Here is a 1,098-nt window from a genome sequence, read left to right as displayed (position 1 = left end):
CTGTACTTCCCCGTGACGTTGTGAACGCGGGCTGAGGGGGTCTGGCCGCCGATCCCGGTGTGGGGTCTGTGGTGATTGTAGTGATGCAGCCAGGTCTCGTAGGCCGCGGCTCGCTCTGCTTCGCTGGCGTAGGGCTTGGCGTAGGCCCATTCGGCGGCGAGGGTGCGGTTGAAGCGTTCGACCTTCCCGTTGGTCTGCGGCCGATACGGCTTTGTCCACTTGTGCTTCACACCGTCGCCGAGCGCGTCCGCGAACGCGTGTGACCGGTAGCACGCGCCGTTGTCTGTCATCACGGCGGTGACCGTGACTCCGAGGCTCGCGAAGAACGCGTTCGCGCGGGTCCAGAACCCTGCCGCGGTCTCCTTGCGTTCGTCGTCGAGGATCTCCGAGTACGCGACTCTCGAGTTGTCGTCGACGGCGTGGTGCAGATACCGGTAGCCGCGGGATCCTGCCGCTCCTGACCGTGCGGCCTTGTCACGGACGGATCCCGCGGCACGGTCCTGCGCTGATCCGCGGCCGAAGGCGCGCCAGCCGCCGCCGTCAGGGATCCGGCCCTGCTTCTTGATGTCGACGTGGATCAGCTGGCCCGGTCTTGCGACCTCGTACCGCTTCGGCGTCGGCTTGCGGACTGGCAGCCCGGTGGCCTGATCGATGTTCACGAGCTTCGGCATCCCATACCTGGCCAGCACCCGGCCGACCGTCGAGCGGGCAAGGCCCAGGTGATACGCGATCCGGTGCGGACCCCACCGGCGGGTGAACCGCAACGACACGATCCTCCGCTCCGTCTTCCGCGGGAGCCGGTTCGGCGAGGTCTGCGGCCTGAAGCTGCGGTCCGTCAACGGCAGCCCGGCCCGATACCGGTCGACCCACCGTTTCGCCGTCGCGGGCGAGCACTGGAACCGTTCCGCTGCCCGCCGCAACGACCAGCCCCGATCCACGACGAGGACAGCAAGACGACGACGCCCTTCCGGCGTCAAAGGCGCGTTAGCGTGAGACACGAAGACCTCCGTGGTCAGGATGCGAGTGTGGTAACCCACATCCTGCCCGGAGGTCTTCGCCTACCTCACCCGTTCACAACCTCCCGGGGAAGTACAGCTA

The 1,098-nt window shown here is 67.3% G+C and carries 1 protein-coding gene; it reads right to left on the bottom strand.

What is annotated here, in order from left to right; genetic code table 11:
* Nucleotides 1-998, bottom strand: a 998-nt coding sequence (locus ACPYN4_RS15500) for an IS481 family transposase (protein ID WP_137878792.1), incomplete at its 3' end; no start/stop codon positions are given.
* Between the last annotated feature and the right edge of the window lie 100 nt (nt 999-1,098).

It is taken from the genome of Microbacterium sp. CH-015, assembly GCF_049707015.1.
In the GTDB taxonomy this organism is placed as follows: Bacteria; Actinomycetota; Actinomycetes; order Actinomycetales; family Microbacteriaceae; genus Microbacterium; species Microbacterium aurum.
This window is presented reverse-complemented; position numbering and strand designations above follow the sequence as displayed.